The sequence below is a fragment of the Pseudomonas sp. S11P7 genome (genome assembly GCF_023195435.1).
GTDB classification, from domain to species: Bacteria; Pseudomonadota; Gammaproteobacteria; order Pseudomonadales; family Pseudomonadaceae; genus Aquipseudomonas; species Aquipseudomonas fluorescens_G.
The window spans coordinates 562,599-587,308 of record NZ_JALPKS020000002.1; the positions used below are offsets into that span (position 1 = coordinate 562,599).

Here is a 24,710-nt window from a genome sequence, read left to right on the forward strand (position 1 = left end):
TTCGGGGTAATGTTTTTACATAGGGTGCGGGTGGTTTTCTGAGTCTGTGATGGCAGGACAAGCCACTTGTAAAGTTTGAAAAACAATTAATTGGTAATGCTTGTCGACTTTTCTTTCTGAAAGTCATGAGTATTTATACGGCTTCCTTTTAATTGTCGAGTCAAGTGTATGTCTGATTCAAATGGCAGTGCATCGAATATGGTTTCGGTGCCTGATAGTGATGCAGCTTTCATTGAGGCCCTGAGGCTTGAAGCTGAAAACATCAAACCTCATGCACTGAGTGATTTTGCTGGTGCTTTATCCTGGCAGATTCCCTTGAGTGTTGAGCAAAAGAAAGCCGTGCAGCGCGCTACTCGGCTCTATCTCGACAGTCTTGATGATTTACCTCGGCCCGGCCTGGGACTGTTGGAACTGCTGGACGTGGAGCTGTCGCTGTCGACGGAAACATTGCAGGATCCTGCCGGGGCGCTGGAGCAGCTGGTTGCCGGTTCGCGCGGGCAAGCATTGGGGCTGGCAGTACAAACCCTGCTGGATGGTTTTGCGACGGACGTCAGTGTCAATGAATATGCACTCGCTGCGCTGCAGTTGAGCCTTGATCCGTTGCGGGTGGAAGACCCTCAACGCAACCAGGTTGCCGGTTTCGATCTGGCCGATCGACAACACTGGGGAAAGCCGGTTGCGCAAGTGGCCGATAAACTACGCACCCATTTGATCAGTGATCTGACCTGCAGCCCGAAAATGGCCGGATTGGGCGCGTACGCGTTACTTGCCTGCAACGCCCCGCTGTTTCTCATCAAGGATATTCCCGCTAACGTCAAGTATGGCGGCCTCGCGTGGTTCAACCTGGCTGTCGCTGCAGCGACCATCGAAGGCCAGTCGCCCGGCAAGGTGGCAAAAATGTCCTTCGCTCAGGTTATGGTGTTCGCCGAACATGCTGCGTTGACCGCTCCTCGCGTTGCGCAGTATGCGCAGACCTGCGCTTTGATTGATTGGGGAGTTATCCACGGTGTGGTGGACAGAAAAGACGATGAAAGTTACACCGAGGAAGATTTTCGCCGGTTGAAGACACATTTCAATGACGAGCTGGCCGACCGGCTCAACACGCCGATACTGTTGAAGAGTGAGCTTCCCAGTCGCGAGAAAATAGCCAGAGTTGCACTTGTGAAGACGCTCGGCGAAGACTTTCCTATCGAAAAGCCAGTTCTTAATGGCGACGCGAACTGGGCAGCCGTGTCGGGTACCGCAATACCGACTCACACGTTATATACAGTGCTCGACGCGGCCATGTTGGACGGGCACTACACCTGGGATACCCGCGACCCTCTGACAAAGCAACATTTACATACCATCAATACGATGGATTTACGTGTGCGAGAGACCTTTGAACGTGAGTTTGAAACGGCGCTGAATAATCTGAAAAATGCTGTTCGGGTGAGCGTACGGCGTTTGATATCCGAGTTGCCACTGGAAGACCGAGAGAACATCGAATATGGCAAAGTCGATTTCTATCAAAACATGACCATTACGTTAAGTGAGGGATTTTGGGGCTCGGACACCAGCAAATCCAACGAAACGCTGTTATTGAGAGTCGAGCGGGGCATCGATAAGAAGGTCTCGGTATACGGTATCAATCTGACAGAAGGCAAAATCAGCAGGCTGCAGTCTGATCCTGCCACTAATGAAGACCGCAAAAGTGTGCATGTCCCGAGCGTTTCGTATGGCACGCGACCTTTTTATCTCGCCAATGAGGAAATCGCTGCGAACTTGAAGCAGAGAAGGTTTGAGTTCGGGATTTATCCTGTTCCCCAGAGTTATTCCAGCGACCGGTCGGGCATCATTGCCGACGCTTTTGTCGAACATATTGATATTGACAATATAGACATTCGCAAGGCTGCTGAAGGCCAGACCACACTTGACAAAGAATTGGCAGTGTTCGACTCGCGCTTGCAGTTTCTGCTCAATCTGATCCCCTTCAAATCTGCAATCAGCAATTTCATCGAGGGCAAATACATTGACGGCGCCATTGATCTGTTCCTTGATGTGATGGGCTTCGTTACCGCTGGCGTGACCGTTGTGGCCAAACTGGCAAAATTGGCCACCACGACGGCGTCGGCACTCAGCAGAGCGCTTAAGGCTGCGAAGATCATTGGTGTTCTCGTTCTTGGTGAGCTCAACCCGCTGAGCGGGTTGAGCGTCCTGGCAACAGGCGCAGTGCGACTTCTGGGCAACGGGGCCAAATTCGTAGCGAACCATGGTCTGCGAAGTATCACCCGGTTGCGCGGCGGAGTTGCGGGTAGCTATGAACTGTTACAGGCGGTGGGCAAGCTACATGGGACGGCAATGCCGGGTATCTGGAAAGTAGGCGAACACGGTATCGATGGCATAGGCGTTCTGAAAAACGATCAGTGGTATCCCTACAACCTTGTAACGCAGCGGGTCTATGGCGCTCCGGGTGACTTCCAGCCCAGACAGGGCCGTATGGGCAGCCTTTTTGGCGCGGATGCCAACTATGCCGATCGCTATTCGAGTTTCACCGACAATATCGAGGTTGCCTGCACGCGACTCAATCTTCCAGCGTTTAGAAAAGGTTATGAAGACGGGCTGGATATTCTGGACAGCATCCCCGATTACAGCTTCCTGATGAATACACAGGAGTTGGTCGAGCTGGCCGGCAAACCCGGTCGACGCCCAGAAGAAATGGGCGCTTTGGCAAGGGAGATAAAGGACAGCCTGTTTGACGATGCCAAGTTTCATACCGACCGTCTTCTGGAGGACATGCCCAAAGGCGTCAAAGTGGTGCCGTCCTCGCAGATGTACTTCCTGGCACGGGTCGATATGGCTTCCAATGGTCGGTGCGCCGCCCTGGCATACGCCATGGCGTATGCCTGTCTTCATCGGCGAGAAGACATTCTTTTAAGCAATCTGTTGAAGGCAGCCAATAAGCAAACTGACCCGCAAGCGGCACGGTTCATTTCTGCTCTGGAAAAAAGTCAGCAGAGACTGGGTGCAAAGTACTCGTTCCATACAGGGGGCAAGCCTGAAAAAATGGGCGCTCAGAACATCATTGACGATCTTGCCGATTCCCGTGAGCAAAAAATACTCATGATGGGTACTAAAAGTCATGGAATGGTCGCAGGCACACGATTCATTGAGGGCAAGCAGGAATGGTTCTTTTACGACCCTAACTCTGGCATGGCGATATTTGCGAGCAGGGAAACCTTGCAGGAGGGTTTGTCTAAAGCCTTAGGGGACGGGGCCTTGGCGAAGACCTTCCAGACCTATGGTACCAAGCGCGGCGGCGCTGATTATGCGGTCAACGAGTTCAAGCCTGACGCTCTCGAAATCAAGGACGTTCGCGGCAGCCTCGAAGGTTTTTCCGAGCCTCTGAACGTTTGACCCAGCCTTGATCGTCAGCGCACCGAGGCCTCGCTCATACGAGGTGCAGAAGAAAAAACTCCGCTTGCTGTGCAATACTCGCCGCCGTTTTCGGTGGCGAGTTTTCCTACATTCTCCAGTCGATCAGCTTGCACTATTGACCTGTTGCGACAACTCCCACTGAATCTTGTGTTTTATAGAGTGAAAAGACCTGCTTTGAGGTTTTTATACTGACGTCCCGCTGATCTTTCAGGTTGCCCTGCAAGACGCGTCTGCCCACGAGGCCGACGCGGTTTCCTGCCCAGCCAAGGCCTATCGGCCGACGCTTCGAAACCCGGTGGTCCTACCCAATAACAAGACGAGGTTGTACCCCTATGCCAGTTGGCAATCCTCTGCCGCACGGCGACACCGCTCAGGGCGGTCCGCTCAAACGTGAACTCGGCGAACGGCATATCCGCCTGATGGCACTCGGCGCCTGTATCGGCGTCGGGCTGTTCCTGGGTTCGGCCAAAGCCATCGAAATGGCCGGCCCGGCGATCATGCTTTCCTACATTCTTGGCGGTCTGGCGATTCTGGTGATCATGCGCGCCCTCGGTGAGATGGCGGTGCATAACCCGGTGGCCGGTTCGTTCAGCCGTTACGCACAGGACTACCTCGGCCCGCTGGCCGGTTTCCTCACTGGCTGGAACTATTGGTTCCTGTGGCTGGTGACCTGCGTGGCGGAAATCACCGCGGTGGCGGTGTACATGGGCATCTGGTTCCCCGATGTGCCGCGCTGGATCTGGGCGCTGGCGGCGCTGATCAGCATGGGCTCGATCAACCTGATTGCAGTCAAGGCTTTCGGCGAGTTCGAATTCTGGTTCGCCCTGATCAAGATCGTCACGATCATTGCGATGGTCATCGGCGGCGTCGGGATCATTGCGTTCGGCTTTGGTAACGATGGCGTGGCGCTGGGGATTTCCAACCTGTGGGCGCACGGCGGTTTCATGCCCAACGGCGTGACCGGTGTGCTGATGTCCCTGCAAATGGTCATGTTCGCCTACCTCGGTGTCGAGATGATCGGCCTCACCGCCGGTGAAGCGAAGAACCCGCAGAAGACCATCCCTGATGCGATCGGCTCGGTGTTCTGGCGGATTCTGCTGTTCTACGTCGGCGCCTTGTTCGTGATTCTGTCGATCTACCCGTGGAACGAAATCGGCACCCAGGGCAGCCCGTTCGTGATGACCTTCGAACGTCTGGGCATCAAGACTGCCGCGGGCATCATCAACTTCGTGGTGATCACCGCCGCGCTGTCGTCGTGCAACGGCGGCATTTTCAGCACCGGGCGCATGCTTTACAGCCTGGCGCAGAACGGCCAGGCCCCGGCCGGATTCGCCAAGACCTCGAACAATGGCGTACCACGCCGTGCCTTGCTGCTCTCGATTGGCGCCTTGCTGCTGGGCGTGCTGCTCAACTATCTGGTACCGGAAAAAGTCTTCGTCTGGGTCACCTCAATTGCCACCTTCGGCGCGATCTGGACCTGGGTGATGATCCTGCTGGCCCAACTGAAATTCCGCAAAGGCCTGAGCGCCAGCGAGCGTGCCGGGCTCAAGTACAAGATGTGGCTGTACCCGATCAGCTCTTACTTTGCGCTGGCGTTTCTGCTGCTGGTGGTCGGCCTGATGGCGTACTTCCCTGATACGCGCGTGGCGCTGTATGTGGGGCCGGCATTTCTGCTGTTGCTGACCGTGTTGTTCCATGTATTCAAGTTGCAACCGAATAATCTGTCGTCAGATGCCGTGCGTTCCGCGTCGTAATTATTAAAGCGCACTAGACCATCGAAAAAGGTCGTTGCCTGCCGTAATGTTTACCACTCAAGTGAGGTAGATATTGTTGCAGGAAACGACCTTTTTTGTTGTTGCAGTAATTGAAAGCTGTTCGCTGGTAATCTCAAGAAGCAGATTTGCAAGTATCCCGCCTGTCGCGGATTCCAATGTCTGCTGCCGGTTTTACCGTGAACGGGGAAAAGCTGGGCGTGAACAACATATTATTAGCTACATTTATTGGGTAATGATTTTCCGTTGTCGCGTATTTGATGGGTGTTGGGTGGGGCTGCTTTTGTTTGATCGGTAATACTTCTCGGCTTCATGTTTGGCGAGCTCTATTGCTTACTTTGGATTCCGTTTTGTTCCCTTCCAAGGTCAATCAAATGTCAGAATCAAACATGAAAGTAGTTGATGAAGTGTCGGCGCCCGAGAAAGATCCGGTTGAAATAGTAGTCGCCAGTCTTGAACTTGAGAAAATCAATGCCCATCCATTTGGTGACTTTGCCGGAGCGTTGTCCTGGCCGATTCCATTAACGGTTGCGCAACAAAAAGAAGTCCTGGACGCCACCAGTGTTTATCTCGATAGCCTGGATCTGGTTTCAATACCGGGTGCTGGAGTGCTGGACTATCTGGACGTAGACGAGCGGCTCTCGGATGAGGCGCTGAAAGATCCGCCCGCGGCATTGGCAAGCCTGATCAACAGTACGCGTGGGCAGGCTTTGGGACTTGCCATCCAGACTCGCCTGAATGGCATCGCCACGGATGTCAGCGCCAGCGAGTATGCAATGGCCGGCATCCATTTGAGTCTGCATCAGGGCGATATTGATCAACCTTCACGGAGCAAAGTTGCAGGTTTCGATCTGGCCGGAGAGAAACTCTGGGGCAAACCCGCTGTGCAGGTATTCAATACTCTGGCGGATTACTTGATCAAGGAGCGTTTGAGCAGCCGGCGACTGGCCGGATTGACCGCCGCCCTGTTGCTGGTTCGCAAGGCGCCCGAGTTTCTCATCGAGCAATTACCCCCTGACTTGAAGTACGGCACCACGGCGTGGTTCAACCTGACCGTTGCGGCGCGAACGATCGAGGCACACACACCCGGAAAAGTCGCTTATATGACGTTCGCCCAGGTCATGGCCAGCGCTGAAAGCGCTGTGCAGGTCGACTCGCAAGTTGTTCAGCACGTCCAGGCCGCCGCGCTGGCAGATTGGGGCGTAGTCAGCGGCGTGGTGCAAAAGAACCACAGTGAACATTACACCCGTGATGAACTGGAGAGCGCCAAGACACACTTCAACCTGCAACTGGCCGACCGCCTTAATACCTCGATTTTGTTGAACAGCGAGTTACCAAGTCGCCAGGCTATCGCGCTGGCCAGACTGAAGAACACGTTCAAAGGCGACCTGCCGTTTGAAGAACGCCTTCTGGAACAGCCCAAGGTTATCGCCCTCGACGGGACCCATTTGTACCCGACACTCAACGGCCGATATTCGCTGCTCGATATCGTCATGATGGGCGGGCCTCCCTACTATCAATGGACAACCCGCGATCCGCGCTTGTTGCCGCTGCTCGAGCAGATCAATGCACCGCTGGAACTTGGCGTGACAGAGGCGTTCCAGACGCAATTTGAAAACGCTGTCAGCAACCTCAAGCAGGGCGCGCGGCTGTTTGTCAAACATCTGATCGCCGACTTGCCGCTGGAGGACAGAAAAAACCTCGAACACGGTCACGTCTCGTTTTACCAATACAAGACCTATCGTTTGAGTCTGAATCTGTGGGGCCGGAACCTGATATCCACAGACCGCATGCTGAGGGTGAAAGTTGACCTGGGCCACGAATCGAAGCTGTATGAAATCGACCTGAAGAAGGGGGTTATCCACACCAGTACCTATGATCCGGCGGAAGCGACCGAGCGCACCAACCCATCCGTTCCGAGCATCAAACACACCATCGAGTCTTTCAATCTGGCTGACGAGGCGAAGGCCGAGAAGTTGCTGGCACACACCGCGAACGGTATTTCGGTGCCCGCCAGTTATTCCAGCGAACGAACCGAGCTGATTGCCCAGGCGTTCGTCGAGCACCTTGATCTGGACAGCGAGGACATTCTGAATGCAGCCAAGGGGCAGACGACGCAAGAGCGGGAAAATGCGGTCGTGCAGAAGGTTATCGATTTCGTCGTTGACCTGATCCCGTTCAAGTCAGCGATCACCAACTTTATCAACGGCAAGTATTTCGACGGTGCAGTGGACCTGTTTTTCGATGCATTGGGCTTCGTGACTGCCGGGGCGTCGACGGTGGCGAAGCTGACGCAGGTTGTCGGCAAAAGTGCTTCGGCGCTTAGCCGTGGGCTACGGGCGGCAAGAGTCATCGGGGTCTTCGTCATCAGCGAACTCAACCCGCTAACCGCATTCGTGGCGGGAGGAAAGTTTCTGGTTATGGGAGTCAAGTACCTCGGCTTGAAAGGCTTGCAGCAGCTGGACAGGTTTCGAGAGGCTGTATTTGGGTATGACTTGCTGATTGGCGTGAGCAAACAGCACGGACCGGCCGCGCTGGGTGCTTTCCAGGTGGGTGCACACAGTTATGAAAGCGTGGGCGTATTGCAAGGCGCTGGCTGGTATCCCTACAGCACTCTGAGCAAACGGCCGTATGGTGTTCCAGGCGACTTTCGGCCCTCCGGCGTCGGCGGGTTTGGCAACTACGATATGCGTACGTTCGCCATCAAGCCTTCGGTCGTTGCCGGTCTTGAAGCCAATGCCAAAGGCATTTTCCGAAGCACCGATGGCCAGCGCTTTTATATTCGCAACATTGATGCGACCGGCCATCAGGCTTACTACAGGATCAGCAATGATTTCTCCCTGAACGCAGAGCTTACGGATGTCGTCATTGTCGATCACACAACCGGTCGGGCCAATGGCAGCCGGCTCTGGCAAGTGGCGCCTGACCAGTGGCAGCCGGTATCACTGCGCGGCGGCGACCTCCCAGCAGAGGCGGCGGACGTGCCGGCAGGCGCGATCATCGATGAAAACGCCAGTCTGGCGAACCAACTGGTCTTTACCGCAAACAATCCTTTGAATCTCGAAACAGCATTTGTGCGTGAGCGGCTGCCCAACGGGTTATGGGAGCCGGTCATCGAGGTTGTTCCAGACAGTCAGATCAAGCATCTTGGGTACGACTGGGGAAAGCCGTCGCTAATGCGTTACTCGCTCCAAAGCACCAGCATCCACCAGGCCTTGGCGACCTCACAATTGAGCCGTTTCCCGGTGGCGACAGAATTACTGCAGCCGGGCCGAGTCAACTACAGCGCCGAGATCGCTGCACAACTGGCCAACAAGGAAGGTGGTGCAAGCTTCGTTTTTGTCATGGAACGCGTTCAGCCTGCCAGTTCGGTCAGGGCTGAATTCAATGCGTTGAAAATCCATGATACGCAAATCGACAAGCTCCCCGAACCGTCGAATGCCGTGGTGGGCTATTGGGCGGCTCAAGGGGGCTACGTTGATATTCCGTTACATCCCAAATGGGGCGAGCCGGATCACCTGTTTACGCCAGGCTTCAGTGGTTGCTCATTGGTGGTGGACCAAATGGATGCCAGTCGCTTGCGGGTAAGGCATGTCGAGGGTGGAAAAGAACTTGCGCAATACAACGACCTGGCCAGACATGAACATGGTCTGGGCCTCAGTACGTCGATGGAGTATCCCGATTATGGTCTGCGCGTGGACGCAAGCGGTCAGGCGGACTCCAGGCTGCTGGGTTTCGCTTTCATGAAGTACGACCGTTCGGGACGGTCCTGGAAGCTTTATTTCCAGTCCAGCGAAGGCGTTGCCACGATCATAAAATATTCCTCGACGAAACCCGGGTGGTTAACGTCTCCTGACACGTTGGTGAGTGTTTATCCAAACACCAGCGTGAAGAAAACCGTCATCAGGCCAGTGACGATCATGGACGGCGCAACCGCCGCGTGAGGTAAACGAATACGCAGCGCCAATCGATCGTCCAAATTGGCGCTTTGCGGTTACGCCGCCGCCACTTCCTGCGGCTCAAAACTGTCCGCCCGCGCCATCTGCCACATTCGCGAATAGAACTCGCCATTCACTTCGCCCGTGAGCAATTCCCCGGTTTCAAAAACACGTGCAGCTGCGAGAACAACTTGATCTCGGTCGCCGACATGCGTCGCACCAGGTGCTTGGCCGAGAGTTGCGACGGATGATCCAGACCCGCCGCTGCGAGCATTTTCGCCAGCGCTTTGAGCGTGTTGCGGTGGAAGTTGAACACGCGCTGGGCCTTGTCTGGCACCACCAGGGCGCGTTGGCGCAACGCGTCCTGCGTGGCGACGCCGGTCGGGCATTTGTTGGTGTGGCAGCTTTGCGACTGGATACAGCCGATGGCGAACATGAAACCGCGCGCGGAGTTGGCCCAGTCGGCGCCGATGGCCAGCACGCTGGCGATGTCGAAGGCGCTGACGATCTTGCCGCTGGCGCCGAGTTTGATCTTGTCGCGCAGGTTCAGGCCGACCAGCGTGTTGTGGACGAACAGCAGGCCTTCACGCAGCGGCACGCCGATGTGGTCGGTGAACTCCACGGGCGCGGCGCCGGTGCCGCCTTCCTTGCCGTCGACGACGATGAAGTCCGGGAGAATGCCGGTTTCGAGCATGGCTTTGGCGATGCCCATGAATTCCCATGGATGGCCGAGGCAGAACTTGAAACCCACCGGTTTGCCGCCGGACAGTTCACGCAGTTGCTGGATGAAATGCATCATTTCCAGCGGCGTGGAAAACGCGCTGTGGCGAGACGGCGAGACACAGTCTTCGCCCATCAGGATGCCGCGGGTCTCAGCGATTTCCCGAGTGACCTTGTGCTTGGGCAGGATGCCGCCGTGGCCAGGTTTGGCGCCTTGGCTCATCTTGATTTCGATCATTCGCACTTGCGGGTTCTGCGCCTGCACGGCGAAGCGCTCCGGATCGAAGCGGCCATCGCTGGTGCGGCAGCCGAAGTAACCGCTGCCCAGCTCCCAGGTCAGGTCGCCGCCGTGTTCGCGGTGATACGGGCTGATGCTGCCTTCACCGGTGTCATGGGCGAAGTTGCCGAGTTTCGCGCCCTGATTCAGCGCGCGAATCGCGTTGGCGCTGAGTGAGCCGAAGCTCATCGCCGAGATATTGAACACCGAGGCCGAGTACGGCTGGCTGCACTGTGGGCCACCGACGGTAACGCGAAAACCGCTCGGGTCGCTCAGCGGCGCCGGACGCATCGAGTGGCCGATGAATTCAAAGCCCGATTGATATACATCGATCAGCGTGCCGAACGGTTTGTCGGCGGTTTCGTTTTTTGCCCGCGAATACACCAGCGAACGCTGGGCACGGGAGAAGGGCAGGGCATCGCTGTCGGATTCGAGCAGGTATTGGCGGATCTCCGGGCGGATGCCTTCGACCAGATAACGGATGTTGCCCAGAATCGGATAATTGCGCCGCACCGCGTGCGGGCTCTGCAGCAGGTCGAACAGACCGATCAGGCTCAACACGCCGGTGACGGCGGTGATCGGCCACAGCCAGTCATGTTCGAGAAAGGGCAGGCTGGCGAGGGTGAACACCACGCAGACGGCAAAGAAGGCGTAGCGGCTCAGCAGGGACAGGCTCATACGGTTTCCTTGGGTTCGGACTCAAATCAGCGGGTTACACACATTCTCAATGTAGGCCTTCGCCTGCTCGCGATAGCGGTATACCCGCTACCTATGATTTGGCTGACCCGACGCAATCGCGAGCAGGCGAAGGCCTACAAAAAACAATCATCTGGCACTCAGGCGTTCTGTGCTTGCAGAAAAATCGAAAACAGCTCGGACTGCGACTTGATCCCGAGCTTGCTGTACATGTGTTTCTTATGGACTTTCACGGTTTCCACGGAGATTTCCAGCTTACGGGCGATTTCTTTACTGGAGCAACCGCTGAGCATCAAGCGCCCGACATCCAGTTCGCGGGCGGTCAGTTGCGCGCCTTTGAGTTGCTGTACCGAGGCTTCCAGTTGCACGCGCCAGTCGGCTTGGGCCGGCGCGGTTGCCAGCGCTACGGTTTCGTTGATCTCGTACGGCAGGCGCTGGCGCAACAGACCCAACACCCATGGCTGAATCAAAGACAGCAAGGCAATCTGTTCGCCAGTGAAAGGTTTTTCACTGCCCAGCGACAGGCACAAGGTGCGCTCGCCTTCTAGCTGGCAATTGAACTGGATTTCATCGGCGACCACATTCAGACGAAAGTATCGCTGGTAATACTCGGTCAGTTCGAAATGTTCCGGCGCCACTTCAGACAAGCGATACAGGCCAGTGCGCGCTTGCTCGCGGCAGGCGATGTAGAACGGATCGAGCAGGTACAGGCCGCGCAGATAATCCTGAAACAGCGGATCCGGGCTGCCATCTTCGCCGGGGCTTTCGGCGAAGACTTGCGGGCGCTGATCAGCACTGAACAGCAACGCCACCCAGCTATCGAACGGTACGTACTGCTCGAGCAGACGCACCAGCTGCGCCCAGAAATTCGGCTTGTCGAGCGCATCGATCAGTTGCCCGACGGCGCGGTGCCAGGTGATGTCATTCAACGAAAGTGTCATCGATCTACCCCTATCGGGTTACCCCGGTCGCGTAATTCCCTGGCCGGTTGCTTGCTGCGCATACTGGCCCACAGACAGAGGCCGGGCAATCCTTCAGCGCCCGGTGCGATAACAAGGAACACTCATGAAAGTCGAACTCGCCCAACTGGCGGGCCGTGACAATGACACGGCGTACAACCTGCAACGTGCCTTGGCAGCCATCGCAGCCTGCGCGGCTGACACGCAATTGCTGGTGTTTCCGGAAACCCACCTGATGGGCTTCCCGAACAGCGAGACCGTGGCGCAGATCGCCGAACCTGTCGACGGCCCGAGCATCAGCGCCGTGCTGGCGGCGGTGCGCGAGCGCAATATCGCCGTGGTGATTGGCATGGCCGAGAACGACAACGGCCGCTTCTACAACACCACGCTGTTGCTCACCCCCGAAGGCATCGCCCTGAAATACCGCAAGACCCACCTGTGGGCCTCGGATCGCGGCGTATTCGCGCCCGGCGACCGTTACGCAACGTGTGTGTGGAACGGCGTGCGCGTCGGTCTGCTGATCTGCTACGACATCGAATTCCCGGAGTCGGCCCGAGCCCTGGCGCAACTGGGCGCCGACCTGTTGATCGTGACCAACGGCAACATGGACCCGTACGGCCCGACCCACCGCACCGCGATCATGGCCCGCGCCCAGGAGAATCAGGCGTTTGCGCTGATGGTCAATCGTGTCGAGGCCGGGGATGACGGTCTGGTGTTTGCCGGCGGCAGCGCTTTGGTCGATCCCTTGGGGACGTTGCTGTTCGAGGCAGGACGTGACGAAGGGCAGTTCAGTGTTGAGCTGGATTTTGCGCAGTTGCAGGTGGCGCGCAGGGATTACCGCTATCTGGATGATCAGCGTTTGAAGTTGCCGGGGAGGTAGTGGAGCAGGCTTCTGGCCTGCGCGAACTGTTGATCCCTTGACCCGTTACTCCCGATCGTTCCCACGCTCTGCGTGGGAATGCAGCCCGGGACGCTCGGCGTCCCAAGAGCGGACGCGGAGCGTCCATTGAGGCATTCCCACGCAGAGCGTGGGAACGATCATCAACACAAACCCACGTAACACCACAATAAAAAACACACCCGAAATTTTCGCCGAACCCGGCTCTGCCATAAAACCAATAATTCGGAGTAAGTCGCCCATGGCTCGTTTGCAACGCACCCTTTCACTGGGGGCGGTGGTGCTGTTCGGCATCGCCTATATGACCCCGATCATCGTTCTCGGCACCTTCGGCATCCTCGCCCAGACCACCGCAGGACTGGTTCCGGCGGCCTATCTGGCCGCGCTCGTGGCAATGTTCTTCACCGCGATGAGTTACGGGCGCATGGCCGCTGCATTCCCGGTCGCCGGTTCCGCCTACAGCTATGTGCGCAAGGCGATCAGCCCCAAGCTCGGCTTCATTGCCGGCTGGGCGGTGTTGCTCGATTACCTGTTCCTGCCGATGGCGATCTGGTTGATCGGCGCGGCGTATCTGGCCTCGGCCTTCCCGTCGATCCCGCAATGGCTCTGGGTGCTGGCGTTTATCGGCATCACCAGTGCGATCAACATCGTCGGCCTGAAACTGGCCAACGGCATCAACGCTCTGCTGATGCTGGTGCAGTTCCTGGTGCTGATCGCTTTCGTCGCACTGTGTGTGCACTACATCGGCGGCGATGCAAATACGCCGTTGTGGTCGATCGAGCCGTTCTTCAATGGCGATCTGCAGATGCCGTTGATCATGAGCGGTGCGGCGATCGCCTGTTATTCGTTCCTCGGTTTCGATGCGGTCAGCACCCTGACCGAAGAAACCCGTGACCCGCGCCGCACGATCCCGCGAGCGATCATGTTGATTACCTTGATTGGCGGGCTGATTTTTGTCGGCGTCTCGTACTTCGTGCAGAGGGCGCATCCGTCGTTCCAGTTCGACAGCGTCGACTCGGCGGCTTACGAGATTGCGCGCAACATCGGTGGCGACCTGTTCGTGTCGATCTTCCTCATCGGTCTGATCGTCGGCCAGTTCGCGTCGGGGCTGGCGGCGCAAGCCAGCGGCTCGCGCCTGCTGTTTGCCATGGGCCGCGACGGGGTGCTGCCGAAATCCTTCTTCGGCACGCTGCACGCGCGCTTCGGCACACCGGTCAACAGCATTCTGCTGTGCGCCGCGGTGGCGTTGCTGGCGCTGAAACTCGACGTGACCACTTCGACCTCGTTCATCAACTTCGGCGCGTTTCTGGCGTTCAGCCTGGTCAATCTGTCGGTGATCTTTCACTACTGGATCGGTGGTGAGAAAAAGGGGGCGCGTGAATTCGTGCTGTTCCTGCTGTTCCCGTTTATCGGGCTGGTCGCCGATGTCTGGCTGATGGTCAGCCTCGACCACCTCGCGGTCTACCTGGGCCTGAGCTGGCTGGCGATCGGCGTGGTGTACCTGGCCGTGCTCACTGGTGGTTTTCGTCGCCAGCCGCCGGAGCTGGATTTTCAGGAAGCGGGCTGACTGGCCTCAAGCGGCGGGGCGGTTCTGGCGCATGGGCAGCTCGACACGGAACGTCGTGCCCACGCCCGGTTCGCTGCGCACCTGAATGTCGCCGCCATGTTTTTTGACGATGCCGTAAGACAGCGACAGGCCAAGGCCGGTGCCTTGGCCAACCGGTTTGGTGGTAAAGAACGGGTCGAAGATTTTCTGCAGCGTATCCGGCGCGATGCCCGACCCGGTGTCGGCGACCTCGATCCAGGCCATGTCTTGCTGCAGGCCGGTGCGCAAGGTGATGGTGCCGCGCTCCGGCCCCATGGCCTGGGCGGCGTTGACCACCAGGTTCATGATCACCTGATTGATCTGCGACGGCAGGCATTCGATGTCCGGTAGCGGCTGGTACTCCTTGATCACGTCAGCCTTGTATTTGAGTTCGCTGGCGACGATGTTCAGGGTCGACTCGATACCTTGCTGCAGATTGGCCCACTGCCATTGCTGAATGTTGTCGACGCGGGAAAAGTCTTTCAGGTCTTTGACGATCTGGCCGACCCGGCCGATGCCTTCCTTGGACTCGCGAATCAGCAGCGGAATGTCTTCGAGGAGAAAATCCAGCTCAGCCTCTTCACGCAGACGTTGCAGCCTGGCGGCCGATTCGCTGTCGAGGTTTGGCGCACAACTCTGGTACGCGTCGAGCAGCGCCAGCAACTGTTTGAAGTAGCCGTCGAGGGAGCCGAGATTGGAGGAAATGAAACCGATCGGGTTGTTGATCTCGTGGGCAACGCCCGCTGCCAATTGGCCTAACGAGGCGAGTTTTTCCGACTGCACCAGTTGCCCTTCGAGTTGCTTGCGTTCGTCGATTTCCCGTTGCAGGGCTTCGCTGGCCTGCTTGAACTGCAGGGTGCGCTGATCGACCAGATGTTCCAGATGATGCATCTGCAATGAAGCCTTTTCGGTCATCTGCCATTTGGTCAGCAGGGTATTGGCCATCTGTTGTACTTCGATATTGTCGAAGGGCTTTTTCAGAATCAGCAATCGGTCGTGCGCCTGCAGGCGGTCGAGCAGTTCGTCCCAGGAATAATCCGAATAGGCCGTGCACACCACGACTTGCAACTGCGGGTCGTGTTGCCAGAGGTGTTCGATGGTTTTCGCCCCGTCCCAGCCGTCAGGCATGCGCATATCGACGAAGGCCAGTGCGTACGGGCGCTGTTCCTGCAGGGCCTGGATCAGCTTGCCCAGGCCTTCCTCGCCACCGTAGGCCGAATCCAGCTCCAGCAGTGGTCGCTGGGGCCGGGTCTGCGCACCGAACAGCGCGGCTTCCATCTCGTCCAGCTCCGCTGACTGCGCCGCCGCGGGGGTGAGAATCTTGCGAAAATCTTCATGGATCGACGGCATATCGTCGATCAACAGAATGCGCCGGTTCGACAGTTCGCTCATGCGTGCTCCGTTACGGTGATCAGCGGTATCTGCAAGGTAAACAGCGCGCCTTTGCCCGGGCCGTCGCTGTGGGCGCTGAGATGGCCGTTCATCTCGATAGCGGCGAGGGCGCAGCTGTGCAGGCCAAAGCCGTGGCCTTCCTTGCGGGTGGTGAAGCCGTGGGCAAAGATCCGCGTCATGTTTTCCGCAGCGATGCCTTCGCCGTCGTCCTTGACGCTGATCTGCAAAAAGCTGTCATCGACGGTCTTCACTGCCAGGGTCATGGTGCGCGGACGATTACTCAGGTCCGACATTGCGTACTTGGCGTTACTGATCAGGTTGACCAGGATCAGCAGCAGCCGGTGTTTGTCGCCCATCACCTGCGGCACGTCGCCGTAATCCCTGACCACCGTGACGTGATGGCGGGTCAGGGCGCCGGCATTCATGCGCAAGGCGTCTTCGAGCAGTTCATCGATAAACAGCGGCTCAGTCATGCTGCTGGCGCCGGCATAGGATTGCTGGGTGGCGACGATGTCCTTGATGTGGTCGACGCTTTTGCTCATTTGCGTCAACTCGTCGGTCATTTCCTGCTGTTCCTGAGCGATGGCGCCGACCAGTTGGTTGAGGTAGCCGGGGAGTAATTTGCCTTTGGCATCTTCTTGCAGGAATACGCCGAGATCGTCGGGGTGCTCGTTGATCAGTTGCATGGCTTTGCCCAGGCCCTGAGTCTTGCTGTTGCGTAACTTGCGCGCGATCAGGTCGGCAGAAATGTTGACGCTGTTGAGCACGTTACCGACGTTGTGCAAAACGTTGGTGGCGATTTCCGCCATGCCGGCCTGACGTGCGGCGTCGAGCAGTTCGCTCTGGGCGTTTTTCAGTTCGCGGGTGCGTTCCTCGACCCGGTGCTCGAGCACATCGTTAGCGGTTTGCAGCGCCGCATTGACCCGGTTGATTTCGGAAAAACTGCCGATCAGGCGAATGGCCAGAACGACCAGTGACAACACCAGCAGCACGGAGAACAGCAGCATGTAGAAATGGTATTGCCGATCAATTTTCTCGGCCCGCTGCTGGTCACGGTCGAGCAGGGTGGTGATGGTGTCCAGGCGTTCGGCCACGGGGATGGCTTCGATGCTTTCGAGCAACTGATTGACCACCGGTTGTTCTCGCCCGATCAGGGCGATGTGGTTGCTGAGGATCCTGATCGGCGCCTGGAATTCCTGCGGCAACCGTTGCGCATTCACCGCCAGTTTGTTCAGCCCCAGATCGATTTCTGCGGCGCGCTCGGCACTGGTGACCTGGGCGTATTCCAGTGCGGTGAGCAGCAGGTCGTAGGTGTCGGTGGTGATGTTCTGCAACTGCAGTTTGTCGAAGTCGGGCAGGTTGGCCAGTTGCTGCTGAATATCGTCCTCGGCGGTCGGCAGGAACGCCAGCGAGTTGCGCAATAAGGCGTTGTGCGATTTGAACTGCTCGACCAGGCGGGTTTTTTCTTTGAAAGACTGCAGAAAATCACCGTGCGCCTGATTCCATTGCGCTCCATGGTTGCGTCCGAAACCGGACTCGATTGCGTCGAAGCGTTCCCAGAGCTGGTTGATGGCATTGAGCGGTGAGACCAGTGGGTCGTAATTGTGGGAAATCGCCACCCTGGCCTTGAGAATCTCGTTTTCCCACAGCGAATCCTGCTGTTTGATCTGCCGGATCAGATCCCGCGATTCGGTATACATCACGGTCTGGTCGGAGCTGGATTTGATGTACAGAAACAGCAGGACCGAGGCCAGTACCGAGGCGATCAGCGTCAGCATCAGCAGGCTGCGGCGCCGCGAAACATTCATCATGGCTTGCCCTCCCATCGGCCGCTCAGGGTCTTGAGAAACAGCACGATCAGGCTTTTGTCTTCGGCGCTCGGCATGCGCCCCAGTTGGTACTGAAACATGATGTCTACCGCCTGTTCGAGGGTCGCTGCCGAGCCGTCGTGAAAGTACGGCGCCGTGAGCGCGACGTTGCGCAGGCTGGGCACTTTGAACACTGAACGGTCAGCCTCGTCACCGGTGACATTGAAACGCCCCTGATCGGCCTCGGTTGCGTGGCCGCGATCGGCAATGTAGTCGCCGAACACACCGAATTTCTGGAACATGTTGCCGCCGATGTTGACCCCCTGATGGCAGGCAATGCAGCCGTATTCCTTGAAGCGCTGATAGCCTTGTTTTTCTTCGTAGCTGATGGCGGCGGTGTCACCCAGCAGGTACTGGTCGAAGCGCGAACCGGGGGTCAACAAGGTGCGTACGAAGGCTGCCAGCGCTCGCTGGATATTGGGTTTGGTGACGCCGTCCGGGTAGATCGCGGCAAACTTGCGACGATAATCAGCGTCCTCGTCGATACGTTTCACAACGGTGGCCCAGTCACTGCCCATTTCATGCGGGCTGGTGATGACCACGTCAGTCTGCTCTTCGAGCGTCTCGACGCGGCCGTCCCAGAACTGCCGAAAGTTGAGGCTGGCGTTGAACACCGTGGGTGTATTGACCGCCACCGGCTTGCCGTCGAACCCCAACGACAGCGCGCGATTGTCGGCACCGTTCTTGTCCAGTTGATGGCAACTGGCGCAGGACAGGCTGTTATTGCGCGATAAACCGGGGTCATGAAACAACTGGCGCCCAAGGGCAACGCGCTGCGGGTTCTGCGCGATGGCGTCAGGCAGCGGCTTGAGCGGTTCGTCCAGCGGCTCGGCCCTGGCGCCGCCAGCGAATGCACATAGCAGCAATGCGCCGATCCAGGGCCGGAGGCTTTTCGGGAGACGGCTCAGTGGCGCCATGGTGCGTTTTTTCCCTGAGCGAGCCATTGGGCGAACGCCGCTGCCGGCAGCGCCTGACTGAAGTAATAACCCTGGCCTTCTTCGCAATGGTGATCCTTGAGAAACGCCAGTTGCCCGGCGGTCTCGATGCCTTCGGCAATGACCTTGAGCCCCAGACTTCTGCCCAGGCTGATGATCGCGTCGACGAGGGCGGCATCATTGCTGTCGCTGTTCAGGCTGCGGATGAACGACTGATCGATTTTCAGCACATCGATGGGAAACCGGCGCAGGTAACTCAGGCTCGAATAGCCGGTGCCGAAGTCATCGATGGCCAGCCGCGTGCCCAGCGCTTTCAAGCGATTGAGCGCGGTCATCGTTGCCTCGACGTTTTGCATCAATACACCTTCGGTGATCTCCAGTTCGAGGACTTGCGCGGCCAGTCCGGATTGCTCAAGCACCCGCTCGATGCTCGCAACGAAGTCAGGCTGACGAAAATCAATCGGCGAAATATTCACCGACAAGCTGATCGGCGGCAGCCCCGCCAATTGCCACTCGCGCGCCTGACGGCAGGCTTCGGCGAGTACCCATTGAGTCAATGGCACGATCAGTCCGCTGTCCTCGGCCACGGCAATGAAGTCGCCCGGATAGATCAGCGCTTGTCCCGGCTTCTGCCAGCGCACCAAGGCCTCGGCACCGACCACCGCGGCGCTGCGCAAATCGATTTTCGGCTGGTAATGGAGGACAAATTCGTGCTGCTGCAGGGCGCGACGCAGGCCCGATTCGATACTGTGCTGCTCGCGGGCGCGCTGGTTCATCGCTTCAATGAAAAAAGCGCTGGTGCCAGGACTCTGTTCCTTGACGTTGTGCATCGCCGTTTCAGCTTTCTTGATCAGTTCGATGGCCTCCAGCCCGTCGGCGGGATACAGGCTCATGCCCAGGCTGGCGGTCACGCTGATCTCGTGGCCGGCAATCGTCTGCGGCTGGCGAATGGCCGCGAGCAGTTTCTCGGCGATGCCATGGGTTTGTTGCGGATGATTGATGTCGCCGAGCAGCACCACGAACTCATCGGCGCCGTAGCGAAACACCGAGTCTGAATCACGTACGCAGGACGACAATTGCTGGCCGGTGCGTTTGAGCATTTCGTCGCCGGCCGGATGCCCCAGCGCATTGTTGATGCGCTTGAAGCGGTCGAGGCCGAGAAACATCACCACCAGTTGCTTGTCGTGCCGTCGGCAATGCGCCAGCGCCTGGGTCAGACGATCGCCAAGCAAAGTGCTGTTGGGCAGTCCGGTGAGCGAGTCGTATTGCAACAGGTGCGACACCTTGAGCAGTTCCTGAACCCGCGCCTCGATCGTGTGTTCAAGGCTGAGCATCTTCAATGCCGCATCCTGAGCGAGCTGCCATTTCCACGTCAGGGCGTTGGCCATCTGGCGGATTTCAAGGCTGTCGAAGGGCTTTTTCAGGATCAGCAATTGATCGCCGAATTCCAGCCGCTCGGCCATGGCTTCCCAGCTGTAATCGCTATAGGCCGTGCACAAGGCGATCTGCAGGTTGGGATCTGCCCGCCATAGTTGTTCAATGGTTTCCAGGCCATCCCAGCCGGGCGGCATGCGCATGTCAATGAAGGCCAGCGCATACGGATTGCCCGCGGCCAGCGCGCGCTTGACCAGCGCGAGAGCGTCCTGGCCCTGATAGGCCGAATCGAGCTGAAAGGTCAGATGCGGCGCTTGCGCGTCGCCGAACAGCGTTTGCTCCAGTTGCTGCAACTCGACTTCGTCCTGGGCGCGTGGCGCGAGGATTTTGCGAAAGTCATCGTGGATCGCCGGTGTGTCGTCGATGATCAGAATGCGTCGGTTGCTTTGCGCGAAGGGGGTCTTCATTCCCTTTGCCCCCGGCGCCGGGCAGGTGACCCCGGGCCCTGAGCGTTCGGGCTGCTCGCGATACATACGCCGTTGTCATCGGGAACATCCTTGCCCTCGTCCTGGATCTGTTCGACGACCGCAGTCGTTTACCCGTTTGAGCGTAGTTGGCGCCCCACGACTTTGCCTGCGAACGCAGGGAGAAGTTTTGCGTGAAAGTGTAAAAAATAATCTAGCCTTGAAGCAGGCGCCGCGACACCGGGGGTGTGCTGCGCATCGTTCATGTCCACTGTTTTGCTTGAGGCCTTGCCATGGAAGAGCCAACCACGCCCACGCCGAACCCGCGACCGAAGGTGCTGCTGGTCGACGACGAAGAATCCATTCTCAACAGCCTGCGCCGCTTGTTACGCGGTCAGCCCTATGATGTTCTGCTGGCCACCAGCGGTGCCCAGGCGCTGGAGCTGCTGGCCCAGCAACCGGTGGACCTGGTGATGAGCGATGCGCGCATGCCCGGCATGGACGGCGCGACGTTGCTGGCGCAGGTGCGCGAGCGCCATCCGGGCACCCTGCGCATCATGCTCACCGGTTACGCCGACCCGAGCGCTATCATCAAGGCGATCAATGACGGGCAGATCCACCGTTACATCAGCAAACCGTGGAATGATGAAGAATTGCTGTTGATCCTGCGCCAGGCGCTGGAGCATCAACATTCGGAGCGCGAGCGGCAACGCCTGGAGCGTCTGGCCCGGGCGCAGAACGCCCAGCTCAAACAGCTCAATACTTCGCTGGAAAAACACGTCGCGGCGCGCACCGCCGAGTTGCAGCAGACTGCCGACATGCTTGATCTGGCGTACGAAGAACTCAAACGCAGCTATGTCACCGGCACCGAGGTGTTTTCACTGCTGGCGAACCTGCGTCTGCCGCCCGCCAAACAGACCAACCGGCAGATCATCGAACTGGTGCGCGGCTACTGCAAGGTCCATGGCCTCGACGAAGCGTCCAGCCGTGACCTGACCATGGCCGCGGCGCTTTACAACATCGGCAAACTGAGCTGGCCGGACTCGATGATGGTCACGCCGTCGGATCTGCTGCATTCCGCCGAGCGCGAGCGTTATCGCGGCTATCCGAAGCAGAGCGAATCACTGCTGATGGCCCTCGATCCGATGAAAGATGCCGCCCGGCTGATCCTGCATCATCAGGAGCATTGGGACGGCAGTGGTTTTCCCGACCGGCTCAAGGGTGAGGCGATTCCGTTCGGCTCGCGGTTGCTGAAACTGGCGGTGGACTTCGTCGAACTGCAGCGCGGCTTGATTCTCGAGCGGCAGATGAACAACGACGAAGCGCTGCTATATCTGCGTCAATACAGTGGCCGCCTGTACGATCCGGAGCTGGTCGAGGCGTTCATCGAGGTCTGTGTGACATTGCTCAATGATGTCGCCCTGATCGACCCGCAGGTCAAAGTGTTGAGCACCCGCGAACTGAGCGCCGGGATGATTCTGGCGCGTAACCTCAATGCCGATAACGGCATGCTCCTGCTCAACACCGGCAAAGTGCTGAGCGGCCCGTTGATCGAGAAGCTGATTGCCTTCGAAGCGATGGAGGGGGCAAGTACCGGGTCTTCGTCAGAGAACCCGAGGAGCCAGCGGCCGCACTCCAGGTGCAGGGCTGAGGTGCATGACGGCGGAGGGTCGGGCATGGGATCCTTGGTTTTTTGCCCCAGGGATTTTCCGCCTCATGCCGCTGACTTCTGACGCTTCGCCCCGCACCCTGCGTATTGCTGCTGCACTGCTGCTCAACCCACAAGGCCAGACCTTGCTGGTGCGCAAGCGCAACACCACGGCGTTCATGCAACCGGGCGGCAAGATTGAAGCCGGTGAGGAACCGGTGCATGCCCTGGCGCGTGAGCTGGAAGAAGAACTCGGGCTGCACATCAATCCTGCGCAAGCGCAATTGCTTGGCGAGTTTTCCGCACCCGCTGCCAACGAGCCGGGATTTGTCGTATACGCCGGGATTTTCCAGCTGACCATCGAAGCGCACGTTTGCCCGGCGGCGGAAATCGAGGAAGTCATCTGGATCGATCCGGCCACTGATCCAGCGGTCGAACTGGCGCCATTGACACGCGACCGGATCCTGCCGTTTTATCGAGCCTCGCTGAACACATTCGCCTGATCATCCACGCAAGGGACACTGCCATGATCCCGCTCCACGACTTGCTGATTTTTGCCGCCGCTGCCTTGCTCATGGTGCTGACGCCGGGGCCGAACATGATTTATCTGATTTCGCGGTCGATCTGTCAGGGGCGCCGCGCCGGTGTGACGTCGTTGCTGGGCGTGGTCGGTGGATTTTTCGTGCATATGTTTGCGGCAGCGGCGGGTTTGACGGCAGTGTTTCTTGCCGTGCCAATGGCTTACGAAGTGTTGAAGTGGGCCGGTGCCCTGTACCTGCTGTGGCTGGCCTGGCAGGCGGTGAAGCCCGGCGCACGTTCGCCGTTCGAGGCGCAGCAACTGCCGGCAGACTCGTCGCGCAAACTGATCACCATGGGTTTTCTGACCAGTGCGCTGAACCCGAAAATTGCGGTGTTCTACCTGTCGGTGTTTCCGCAATTCATCAGCCCTGAACACGGCTCGGTGTTCGCGCAAAGCATCGTCCTGGGCCTGACCCAGATCAGCGTCAGTTTCAGCGTCAATCTGCTGATCGCGTTGTTTGCGGCGGGCATTGCTGCGTGGTTCGTACGCAATCCGACGTGGCTGTCGCTGCAACGTTATGTGATGGGGTTCGTGCTCGGCGGTCTGGCCGTGCGCCTGATGCTCGAGCAGCGCAGGACGGCCTGAGCATGTGGATCGAACGGCTGGACGCCAGCCACGCGCTGGCCTATCGCGAACTGATGCTCGAAGCCTACGACCGCCACCCGCAAGCGTTCACTTCAAGCGTGCGCGAGCGCGCGGTGATGCCGTTGAGCTGGTGGGAAGGGCGCCTGACCAGCAAGCTCGACGTGGTCTTGGGTGCGTTCGAGGGCAGTTCGCTGGCTGGGATCGTCGGCCTCGCCTTCGAACCCAGGGAAAAAGCCCGGCACAAAGCGACGCTGTTCGGCATGTATGTTTCGACTGATTTTCGCCAGCACGGGCTCGGTTTCGCGCTGGTGCAAGCGGCGCTCGGCGAGGCGCAGAAGCATCCGGCGCTGAAACTTCTGCAGCTCACGGTCACCGCCGGCAACGATGCGGCATTCAATCTCTACCAGCGCTGCGGTTTTATCCAGTACGGCCTCGAACCGCTGGCCGTACGCGTCGGTGAGGATTACTTCGACAAGATTCATATGTGGCGGGAAATCTGAGCCGAGCAGATGATCGTTCCCATGCTCTGCGTGGGAATGCCTCTACGGACGCTCTGCGTTCGGCTTGAGAAGGGACGCGGAGCGTCCGGGCTGCATTCCCACGCGGAGCGTGGGAACGATCGAATGCAGGAACGAGCCTGCAGCTCAGGCGGTTCAGCGCACGGCACTGACGCCATCCAGCGTCGAAAACGAAGTGTCTTTCGCCGTCAGCAGGAAGTCGCGCATATACGGCGCATCGAGCATGTCGGTGCGAATTGCCGCGTACAGCGTCGCGAACAGGCCTTTCTCGCCGAGCCGCTTGCCCTTCACATAGCCGCGCGAGCTGTATTCATGCAGCGCCCAGTGCGGCATGCCGCAGACGCCGCGGCCGCTGGCGACCAGTTGCATCATCATCACCGTCAGTTCCGAGGTGCGCACTTGCGCCGGTTCGATATCGGCCGGTTCGAGAAACCGCGTGAAGATGTCGAGGCGGTCGCGCTCCACCGGATAGGTGATCAGCGTTTCGCTGAGCAAGTCTTCCGGGACGATGTACGGCTTGCTCGCCAGCGCATGCTGATTGGCCACAGCGAGCATGGCTTCGTAGGTGAATAGCGGCACATAGGTGATGCCGGCAATGTCCAGCGGGTCCGACGTCACCACCAGATCCAGATCGCCGCGAGCCAGGGCCGGCAGTGGCGCGAAAGAGAAGCCCGAAGCCAGATCAAGTTCAACCTCGGGCCAGGCATCGCGGAACTGGTCGATGGTCGGCATCAGCCACTGAAAGCAACTGTGGCATTCGATCGCCATGTGCAGGCGCCCGGCCGTGCCACCGGCCAGACGGCCGATGTCGCGCTCGGCGGCGCGCAGCAGTGGCAGGGTCGCATCGGCCAGTTGCAGCAAGCGCAAACCGGCGCTGGTGAAACGCACCGGTTTGGTCTTGCGCACAAACAGCGCCATGCCCAGGCGCTCTTCGAGTTCCTTGAACTGGTGCGACAACGCCGACTGCGTCAGGTGCAGGCGGTCGGCGGCATCGACGAGGCTGTCGGCATCACGCAAAGCGTGAAGAGTCTTCAAGTGGCGGATCTCAAGCACCCGTGTGGCTCCATGAACAAAACTTGTGATT

13 protein-coding genes and 3 pseudogenes are annotated in these 24,710 nt (G+C 58.5%); 9 read left to right on the top strand and 7 right to left on the bottom strand.

Features of this window, described 5'->3' with window-relative positions:
* Positions 1-168: 168 nt before the first annotated feature.
* The 3 genes from M0746_RS02700 to M0746_RS02710 all read left to right on the top strand — a co-directional run bounded on the left by M0746_RS02700 (position 169) and on the right by M0746_RS02710 (position 9,133).
* Positions 169-3,396: a hypothetical protein gene (locus M0746_RS02700; protein ID WP_258448127.1), complete on the top strand. Its 3,228-nt coding sequence runs from the start codon at positions 169-171 to the stop codon at positions 3,394-3,396.
* 353 nt (positions 3,397-3,749) lie between these two features.
* Positions 3,750-5,171 (top strand): amino acid permease, encoded by a 1,422-nt coding sequence (locus M0746_RS02705; protein WP_208939904.1) that lies wholly within the window; start codon positions 3,750-3,752, stop codon positions 5,169-5,171.
* Positions 5,172-5,578: 407 nt separating this feature from the next.
* Positions 5,579-9,133: a hypothetical protein gene (locus tag M0746_RS02710; protein WP_258448128.1), complete on the top strand. Its 3,555-nt coding sequence runs from the start codon at positions 5,579-5,581 to the stop codon at positions 9,131-9,133.
* A 50-nt stretch (positions 9,134-9,183) separates the two neighbouring features.
* Here M0746_RS02710 and M0746_RS02715 read toward each other — a convergent pair.
* A pseudogene (locus M0746_RS02715) lies at positions 9,184-10,802 on the bottom strand (FMN-binding glutamate synthase family protein).
* Between the two features lie 158 nt (positions 10,803-10,960).
* Complete coding sequence (locus M0746_RS02720; protein WP_208939906.1) at positions 10,961-11,761, bottom strand: LuxR C-terminal-related transcriptional regulator; 801 nt, start codon at positions 11,759-11,761, stop codon at positions 10,961-10,963.
* A gap of 124 nt (positions 11,762-11,885) precedes the next feature.
* On the opposite strand from M0746_RS02720, the pseudogene M0746_RS02725 reads away from it, so the two are divergent.
* Both M0746_RS02725 and M0746_RS02730 read left to right on the top strand, forming a co-directional pair.
* Positions 11,886-12,700 (top strand): annotated as a pseudogene (locus tag M0746_RS02725) (carbon-nitrogen hydrolase family protein).
* 218 nt (positions 12,701-12,918) lie between these two features.
* Positions 12,919-14,244 carry an APC family permease gene (locus M0746_RS02730; protein WP_258448129.1) on the top strand — a complete coding sequence of 442 codons (1,326 nt, stop codon included), beginning with the start codon at positions 12,919-12,921 and terminating at the stop codon, positions 14,242-14,244.
* 6 nt (positions 14,245-14,250) lie between these two features.
* Here the strand turns inward: M0746_RS02730 and M0746_RS02735 are convergent, their stop codons facing one another.
* From M0746_RS02735 to M0746_RS02750, 4 genes are read right to left on the bottom strand one after another with little or no spacing between them, the layout of a single operon-like run.
* A complete protein-coding gene (locus tag M0746_RS02735) occupies positions 14,251-15,654 on the bottom strand; it encodes an ATP-binding protein (protein WP_258448130.1) in 1,404 nt (467 codons plus the stop codon).
* Positions 15,651-17,465 carry a DAHL domain-containing protein gene (locus M0746_RS02740; RefSeq protein WP_258448131.1) on the bottom strand — a complete coding sequence of 605 codons (1,815 nt, stop codon included), beginning with the start codon at positions 17,463-17,465 and terminating at the stop codon, positions 15,651-15,653. The genes M0746_RS02735 and M0746_RS02740 overlap by 4 nt, the downstream gene beginning before the upstream one ends.
* The gene (locus M0746_RS02745) at positions 17,462-18,439 is read right to left on the bottom strand and encodes a cytochrome-c peroxidase (protein ID WP_258448132.1); all 978 of its coding nucleotides are present in this window, start codon (positions 18,437-18,439) and stop codon (positions 17,462-17,464) included. The genes M0746_RS02740 and M0746_RS02745 overlap by 4 nt, the downstream gene beginning before the upstream one ends.
* Entirely contained in the window at positions 18,427-20,298 is a 1,872-nt protein-coding gene (locus tag M0746_RS02750; RefSeq protein WP_258448133.1) for a putative bifunctional diguanylate cyclase/phosphodiesterase, read from the bottom strand. Before M0746_RS02750 ends, M0746_RS02745 begins: the two co-directional genes overlap by 13 nt.
* Positions 20,299-20,588: 290 nt before the next feature.
* Here M0746_RS02750 and M0746_RS02755 point away from each other — a divergent pair.
* The 4 genes and pseudogenes from M0746_RS02755 (at position 20,589) to M0746_RS02770 (ending at position 23,608) form a co-directional block, all read left to right on the top strand.
* A pseudogene (locus M0746_RS02755) lies at positions 20,589-21,946 on the top strand (HD domain-containing phosphohydrolase).
* Positions 21,947-22,011: 65 nt separating this feature from the next.
* On the top strand, positions 22,012-22,446 hold the full coding sequence (locus M0746_RS02760; RefSeq protein WP_258448134.1) for an NUDIX hydrolase: 435 nt from the start codon (positions 22,012-22,014) through the stop codon (positions 22,444-22,446).
* Positions 22,447-22,469: 23 nt separating this feature from the next.
* Positions 22,470-23,108, top strand: coding sequence for a LysE family translocator (locus tag M0746_RS02765; protein WP_208939915.1), 639 nt, complete (start codon positions 22,470-22,472; stop codon positions 23,106-23,108).
* Between the two features lie 2 nt (positions 23,109-23,110).
* Entirely contained in the window at positions 23,111-23,608 is a 498-nt protein-coding gene (locus M0746_RS02770) for a GNAT family N-acetyltransferase (protein WP_208939916.1), read from the top strand.
* A 153-nt stretch (positions 23,609-23,761) separates the two neighbouring features.
* Here the strand turns inward: M0746_RS02770 and metR are convergent, their stop codons facing one another.
* Positions 23,762-24,679: a transcriptional regulator MetR gene (metR, locus tag M0746_RS02775; protein WP_090285902.1), complete on the bottom strand. Its 918-nt coding sequence runs from the start codon at positions 24,677-24,679 to the stop codon at positions 23,762-23,764.
* Between the last annotated feature and the right edge of the window lie 31 nt (positions 24,680-24,710).